Annotated in this window: 7 protein-coding genes and 1 tRNA gene; 4 read left to right on the plus strand and 4 right to left on the minus strand. The window is 45.9% G+C overall.

Going from position 1 to position 6616, the window contains the following annotated elements; genetic code table 11:
- A partial coding sequence (locus B9T16_RS24160; RefSeq protein WP_410245975.1) for a hypothetical protein occupies positions 1-286 on the plus strand: 286 nt, incomplete at its 5' end.
- Positions 287-1281: 995 nt separating this feature from the next.
- On the opposite strand, the gene B9T16_RS24165 is transcribed toward B9T16_RS24160, so the two are convergent.
- A tRNA-Leu gene (locus B9T16_RS24165) sits at positions 1282-1362 on the minus strand.
- A 171-nt stretch (positions 1363-1533) separates the two neighbouring features.
- Here B9T16_RS24165 and accC point away from each other — a divergent pair.
- A complete protein-coding gene (accC, locus tag B9T16_RS24170) occupies positions 1534-2895 on the plus strand; it encodes an acetyl-CoA carboxylase biotin carboxylase subunit (RefSeq protein WP_006616582.1) in 1362 nt (453 codons plus the stop codon).
- On the opposite strand, the gene B9T16_RS24175 is transcribed toward accC, so the two are convergent.
- Positions 2892-3176 carry a YggT family protein gene (locus tag B9T16_RS24175; RefSeq protein ID WP_006616581.1) on the minus strand — a complete coding sequence of 95 codons (285 nt, stop codon included), beginning with the start codon at positions 3174-3176 and terminating at the stop codon, positions 2892-2894. The genes accC and B9T16_RS24175 overlap by 4 nt on opposite strands.
- Positions 3177-3642: 466 nt before the next feature.
- Between B9T16_RS24175 and psbX the strand changes: the two genes are divergently transcribed.
- Positions 3643-3765, plus strand: a complete 123-nt coding sequence (gene psbX, locus B9T16_RS24180) for a photosystem II reaction center X protein (RefSeq protein WP_006616580.1) — start codon at positions 3643-3645, stop codon at positions 3763-3765.
- A 214-nt stretch (positions 3766-3979) separates the two neighbouring features.
- On the opposite strand, the gene B9T16_RS24185 is transcribed toward psbX, so the two are convergent.
- Positions 3980-4432 carry a hypothetical protein gene (locus B9T16_RS24185; RefSeq protein WP_006616578.1) on the minus strand — a complete coding sequence of 151 codons (453 nt, stop codon included), beginning with the start codon at positions 4430-4432 and terminating at the stop codon, positions 3980-3982.
- Between the two features lie 434 nt (positions 4433-4866).
- Between B9T16_RS24185 and B9T16_RS24190 the strand changes: the two genes are divergently transcribed.
- Positions 4867-5676 (plus strand): SIMPL domain-containing protein, encoded by an 810-nt coding sequence (locus B9T16_RS24190; RefSeq protein WP_006616577.1) that lies wholly within the window; start codon positions 4867-4869, stop codon positions 5674-5676.
- A 16-nt stretch (positions 5677-5692) separates the two neighbouring features.
- On the opposite strand, the gene B9T16_RS24195 is transcribed toward B9T16_RS24190, so the two are convergent.
- A complete protein-coding gene (locus B9T16_RS24195) occupies positions 5693-6361 on the minus strand; it encodes an HAS-barrel domain-containing protein (RefSeq protein WP_006616576.1) in 669 nt (222 codons plus the stop codon).
- Between the last annotated feature and the right edge of the window lie 255 nt (positions 6362-6616).

The following is a 6616-nucleotide window of genomic DNA, read 5'->3' on the forward strand; positions in this document are numbered from 1 at the left end:
TAAAGGTCTGTGTAGGTATTATGAAGAAACTCCTACTTTTCCCCATACTCTTTTGAGCGCAGCGTATCAACCTGTTTCGCTACCTGATAATTACGATGGTTCAAGCCGGACATTCGGTTTCCCTAATCATGGATGGTTGGCAGTGGTCGCGTATGGTAGTAGGTTCTACTTCACGCCTTCCGTTCCCCGCTTCAATCCTGGGGTTGTGATTCCTGAAATTGGGGGTGGCTATCGCCGTTACCCTGATTTCCTAACTTTTACTTATCCATTTCTGGGCTTCCTATGAGGAATTTGTATAAGTTAGTTCATTTTGACCTTGGGTTCCCTGCCTTGTTTGGTATATCTCTATACCGAACGTTGGGACATATAAACAGTTATAGAGATGGTCAGGAGTGCGTTCCTTATATTCACCCAGGGGCCTGAAGTCTCTACCAGGCGGTTATTTCAGGTATCTCAACCCTATTTCATGCCTGAACGTATCGCACTCATTTACATAATGTAAATACATTATGTAACTTCTAAAATATGAATGCCTACCCTATCATGTCCAGATATTACCCAGAACTAAGTTACCCCCAACAGATAGCTTTACCTACAACCTACGGCTAAGATTTTGGGGGTGAACTGATTATGTTGGTATCGGTTTCTGCTCGGTAATTGTCACCAGTTGAAAAGTTGTTTAGGGGTATCGGGTTGGTTCCGGTAGGAGATAGTTTAGATTAGGCGATCGCACTTTTAATATCAGCCAGATGATAGCCCATAGTTTCCCCTCACCGAGGATTATGAATCAGACCCATAGATAACCCGATAGGCGATCGCTCATAGGTTTACCTATAGGTCTAGTCCACGGAAAGGCGGTCTGATATCTTTGTACATTGATAGGGGTATCTTTGTACGTTGATAGCTTGGGGAATTATCTTCTGCTGTTGTCGTGGTTGATTTGGAAACATATCCTCCCCCCAACCGGAACAAACACTCTTGGGGGTGCGACCGACGTGATAGCAGTCAATGGTGAGGAACGAACCGATAGGCTTGCTATTGACTGCTATCACAAGGGAGTTACCCTATCGGTGTTTGGTTGGGGGGTGGTATGGGTATTTGACAGATTGATTAAGTTGTGTTTATTGATTAACCCGTCAATAATTAAGATTTGTTGCCAAAGGATATGCACCAATCGTCCCGTATACTAAGACTGAATGGAGTGCATATTGAGTGTGACGATACGACTATCGGGTTAAGTGAATTCCCGCGATAGTAGTCAGGATAGGGGTTTAAGTAAAATGCGGATGGCGAGACTCGAACTCGCAAGGCAAAGCCACACGCCCCTCAAACGTGCGCGTATACCAATTCCGCCACATCCGCAGAAGACAACCGATGACTAGGAATGATTTTTCCCATCGGTGTGCTAATTTACCATTGTAGCACCAAACTCCAAAATTGCCAAACTTTTTTTGCCAACAAATTTGGGTAGTATCTTCCACAAATTCCCAAAATAACATATCCTAACTGATTATTGCCCGAACACCACCGAAAATGCGGTTTTCAAAGATCCTGATTGCCAATCGTGGGGAAATTGCCCTACGGATTCTCCGAAGTTGTGAAGAAATGGGGATTGCCACAGTGGCCGTCCACTCCACTGTAGATCGCCATGCCTTGCACGTCCAGTTAGCCGACGAAGCTGTTTGCATAGGCGAACCCAGTAGCAGCAAAAGTTATCTAAACATCCCCAACATCATCTCCGCCGCCCTAACCCGGAACGCCACCGCCATTCATCCTGGCTATGGTTTTTTAGCGGAAAATGCCAGATTTGCGGAAATTTGTGCTGACCACGACATCGCCTTTATCGGTCCAACCCCGGAGGCGATTAGGTCAATGGGAGATAAGTCCACAGCCAAAGAAACCATGCAGCGTTTCGGTGTTCCCACCATTCCCGGTAGTGAAGGCTTAGTCACCAATGACAAAGCTGCCCAAAAAATAGCCCAAAAAATTGGCTATCCAGTAATTATCAAAGCCACCGCCGGGGGAGGAGGTCGGGGAATGCGACTAGTCCGAAGCGCCGAGGAACTCCCGAAACTATTTTCCGCCGCCCAAGGAGAAGCAGAAGCAGCCTTTGGAAACCCAGGCTTATATATCGAGAAATTTATCGAGTGTCCCCGCCATATTGAATTTCAGATTTTAGCCGATGGATTTGGGAATGTGATTCACCTAGGGGAAAGGGACTGTTCAATTCAGCGACGACATCAAAAGCTACTGGAAGAAGCGCCCAGTCCGGCTTTAAATCCTGAACTCCGGCGAAAAATGGGAGAGGCGGCGGTGAAAGCAGCCGCATCAATTAACTATACCGGGGCGGGAACAGTAGAATTTTTACTCGATCGCCATGGGAAGTTCTACTTTATGGAAATGAATACCCGTATCCAGGTAGAACACCCGGTAACAGAAATGATAACGGGGCTAGATTTAATCGCCCAACAGATCCGCATCGCCCAAGGACAAAAATTGCATCTCACCCAAGATCAAATTCAGCTTAGGGGTCATGCGATCGAATGTCGGATTAATGCGGAAGATCCAGATCGCAACTTTAGACCACACCCCGGACGCATCAGCGGCTATCTCCCACCGGGGGGTAATGGGGTCAGGATTGATTCCCATGTGTACACCGATTATGAGATTCCCCCCTATTACGATTCTCTCATTGGTAAGCTAATTGTCTGGGGTCCTGACCGGGCGGCGGCTATAGTAAGGATGAAACGCGCTTTGCGGGAATTTGCTATTACCGGAGTTCCCACAACCATCAGTTTTCATCAGAAAATTATGGAAACCCCGGAGTTTCTCGAGGGTGAGGTTTACACCAATTTTATGGAACAGTGGATGAACAAAAATTTGCCTTCTCGTTAAACAATCATTCTCAGGATTCCCTGTTGTCCCAGTAACAATTCCCGCAGGAGGCTAAAAATACCTACCCAAATCACCGGGGTAATATCCACGCCTCCCAAAGGGGGAATCACTTTGCGGGTGATGGCTAGAAATGGTTCCGTTGGCCAGAAAATCAGATTAAACGGAAACTGATTTAACTCGGCTTGGGGATACCAGGTCAAAACAATGCGGAAAATAAATAATAGGGTCATTCCCGCCAGGAACAAGCCCAGAGTCCAGTCTAAGATGGTAAAAGTTTTCATCGCCTTGAGTTTAAGTTTGTTAACCTTTTCCCATTTTAGGGGTTAGCGAGCACCCTAAATTGGCAGTGGTTGCCAAGTTACAGCCTGTTCAGAAATCATCTGATCAGCTCTCAAAGTCCCTCTCCCAGAGAGGGATCCAGATTTAGGGTGAGGGCAATGTATTAAGCGACTGGTGAACAAGCTGTAACTAAAAGGGAGTTTGATGGGCTAATTGACATATTCATGGTTGATGGTATGATAGATGCACATGACATTACATGACATGGCAAATAGTGATAACCATGTTGATGACCTGTGGAACGCGGGGCAAAGCCGATCGCCAAACCGTAAGATCCAATAGTAGAGAAAAAACTGCTATAGGCGGTTTGGTAGGTAGGAAGCCCGGGCTGTAATCTTCGATTCAGCGTCGGGTAGTTTACAATAATAAAAATATAATCTGCACTTGCACTCTAAGGATCTGATTAAGATGACACCTTCATTGATGAATTTCTTCTATAGCTTGCTGGCTGGTCTCCTGATCATTGTCGTCCCCGCAACTGTTGGGTTAATCTTTATTAGCCAGAAGGATAAAATCATCCGTCGTTCTTAGAAACTTGACAGGAGCCGATTTTTAGCTAAATTGGGGTTTATGGGGGCTAGGGGCGATCGCTATTCCCCCCTCCACCCCCAACCGTCGAGAAGCCCGGTTTCTAGGAGAGTTTCCCCTTCCCCAGCGGAGGGTTACTTAGAAACCGGGTTTCTTTTGTCCCCACCCCTGACCCCTCTCCCCAAGAAAGAGAGGGGTTTTAAGTGTCTACCTGTCATTATTCCCTAATCTGAGGAAAGTTAAAGTTGCAATTAAGGATGTTGTCCTGTTTCATGCAGGACTTAATCTGGTATGATGATATGGGGATAAATTCACCATCTAAGACAAAATCATCGGCATTGATTACCACCCCCAAAATTTCCTGAGTTTCCCGCAGACGGATCACTGTATCGTTGGCAAATCCATCATTGTTAAAATCAATGAGTAATTGATAATCTAAGTCCTCTTCTGTTAAGCCACCAGTCAAACCAATTTTATCCCCATGAAACCAATCAAAATCAGTGATAACCGGTGCTTCATTGATATTATGAGTGGCATTTTCGACGCTAATAATAAAGACATTTTGGGGATTTTCTCTAATGTAATCTGCCCAGGCTGGCTTAGAAGCCATTAAACTCAAGGGAGGTAAAACAGTTAGCAGGGCTAGGCTGACTAATTGTGAGATAAGCATCACTCGAATTTGACTCTACAATTAGAATCTACGAGGGTGATTATGTGATTTCTGAATCCTAGGTGATACTATCCCAACTTAGACAGGATTAATAAGATTGGCGGTCTCCTAGAAGTGAAGCCCTAGAATCCTTATTCAGCTAGAGTTACAGGAGATAAAAGACTGATTTTTTTATAGGGATGTAAGAGTAGACGGTTAATAAACTGGTTGATGACATTTGGGTTTTCTCTCATCCGATCGCATAATAGTAGATGACATCTGTTGTGCAATTTTTCCGGCTAGGGTTTGACTGCTGATCTGGTGCTACCTAGTGGGGTATGGAAAAGCCATCAGTCTGGAAATCCAATGTTGATTGATATGTCCTGAATCAAGAACTGATAGGATGAAACAGATAGACGGTTGCTCAATATCTTGGCTGTCGCAACCTGGAAGTTATGCGATTTTTGGGGTTAGCAAACTTTGACAAATTTATCCAGCCTATAATTCAGGGGAGAAATACCATCATGAATACAACCAGCCTATCTCGTAATTCTATCAACCCCTGGGGGGCGATCGCTGCTTTATCCTTGGGTTTAGGGTTTATCAGTCTTCCTTTTGTCCCTCCGGTGGTCGCCCAGGAACAAACGGCGAGAACATTAACGGTCAGTGGTGAAGGTATTGTCACTATTCCGACGACGTTAACTCAGGTACAGCTTGGGGTGGAAGTTCAAGGGAGAACAGCCCAAGAGGTTCAGCAAGAAGCGGCTAGACGTACATCAGCGGTGGTAGAATTGCTGCGATCGCGCAATGTTGAAAAGTTGGAAACGGCGGGAATTCGCCTCAACCCCAACTATAACCATCGTAATAACCAACGAGAGTTAATCGGCTATACTGCGACCAATAGCGTGACTTTTCGCCTCAAAACCGAGGAGGTTGGGAATTTACTTGATCAGGCGGTAAATGCTGGCGCTACCCGCATTGATGGCATTAGTTTTGTGGCGGCTGATGCTGATCTGACCGCCGCCCACAAACAAGCCCTACAGTTGGCGACTCAACAAGCCCAGCAACAGGCTGATACTGTGTTAGATACTTTGAACTTGAACCGCCGGGAAATTGTCAATATTCAGATCAATCATATCAGCAGCCCTGTTCCTAGACCGATGATGCGATCGGATGCTTTAGCGAGCGCCCCAGAGGCTTCAACCCCTGTCATTGGAGGGGAACAAGAGGTTAGGGCTTCGGTGACATTACAAATTCGATATTAAATTAATTCTGATACTATTAGGGGTGAATTTGCTTTAAAATCATTCGCAGGCGATCGTAATCATCTTTGAGCAGGACACTAATAGACCGTCCGGCTTCAATTAACCAACTGCGATCGCAATTTCGCATTTGATATATTTCTCGGATAGTGGCTGCCACCAAAGAGTCTACCGGAGCATTTATGACTTGTAGTAAGGTGGCCAAAAAATCCAGACTTTCGCTAAAATAAACCACCTCTTCCGACTCACACCGATACACAGCTTGATGAATTTGGGGAGGTCGGGGGGGGATATATTGGTAAATCTGTCCCCGTTGTGGTGTGGAACCATTTAGCCCCCCGGAGGTTTTCTCAAAGCCGACAATAGCAGCCTTAAATTCTGTTTTCAACATGGCGAAAATTTGGGGCTGCTGTTCCCGCAATTCTTCCAGGGATAAGCCTAAAGCCCTGGCTCTATGTACGGAGTCAATGGGGCTTGTGGTGGCGTGGTAAACTACGCCATAGACGCGATTATTGGACTCCTCATCAATTGCTGTTACCCAACTACCAAAGGGGGGCATTACTGGAAAACTGAGGTCTTCTGGTTCTAAACACTGGGCTAAAAACTCGGAGGTTGATGTTTCGATCACCTCGGCAAAGTGGTTATGGTGGCGGTTGGTGATCTCAAACTGAGGAAAGGGAAGACGCATATTTATTAATGGATAATTGATAATGGATAATTAATGCCCCGGTGGGCTAAGGGCAGGTTTGGCAATATGCTCCCCTAGGAAATTAATGCCCCGGTGGGCTAAGGGCGGGTTTGGCAATATGCTCCCCTAGGAAATTAATTCGCCGGTGGGGTGAGGGCGGGTTTGGYAATATGCTCCCTAGGAAATKWRKKYMMCKGYGGRRYSMGSSCSKRYTTKRTWGTCGGTGGGGTGAGGCGGGTTTGGCAATATGCTCCC

It is taken from the genome of Arthrospira sp. PCC 8006, from assembly GCF_046480465.1.
Classification (GTDB): Bacteria; Cyanobacteriota; Cyanobacteriia; order Cyanobacteriales; family Microcoleaceae; genus Limnospira; species Limnospira platensis.

Excerpts from the sequence above, each read along its gene's own strand:
- accC (WP_006616582.1), top strand. The coding sequence starts at position 1,534 with ATGCGGTTTTCAAAGATCCTGATTGCCAATCGTGGGGAAATTGCCCTA.
- B9T16_RS24190 (WP_006616577.1), top strand. The coding sequence starts at position 4,867 with ATGCGATTTTTGGGGTTAGCAAACTTTGACAAATTTATCCAGCCTATA.
- B9T16_RS24185 (WP_006616578.1), bottom strand. The coding sequence starts at position 4,432 with ATGCTTATCTCACAATTAGTCAGCCTAGCCCTGCTAACTGTTTTACCT.
- B9T16_RS24175 (WP_006616581.1), bottom strand. The coding sequence starts at position 3,176 with ATGAAAACTTTTACCATCTTAGACTGGACTCTGGGCTTGTTCCTGGCG.
- B9T16_RS24195 (WP_006616576.1), bottom strand. The coding sequence starts at position 6,361 with ATGCGTCTTCCCTTTCCTCAGTTTGAGATCACCAACCGCCACCATAAC.
- psbX (WP_006616580.1), top strand. The coding sequence starts at position 3,643 with ATGACACCTTCATTGATGAATTTCTTCTATAGCTTGCTGGCTGGTCTC.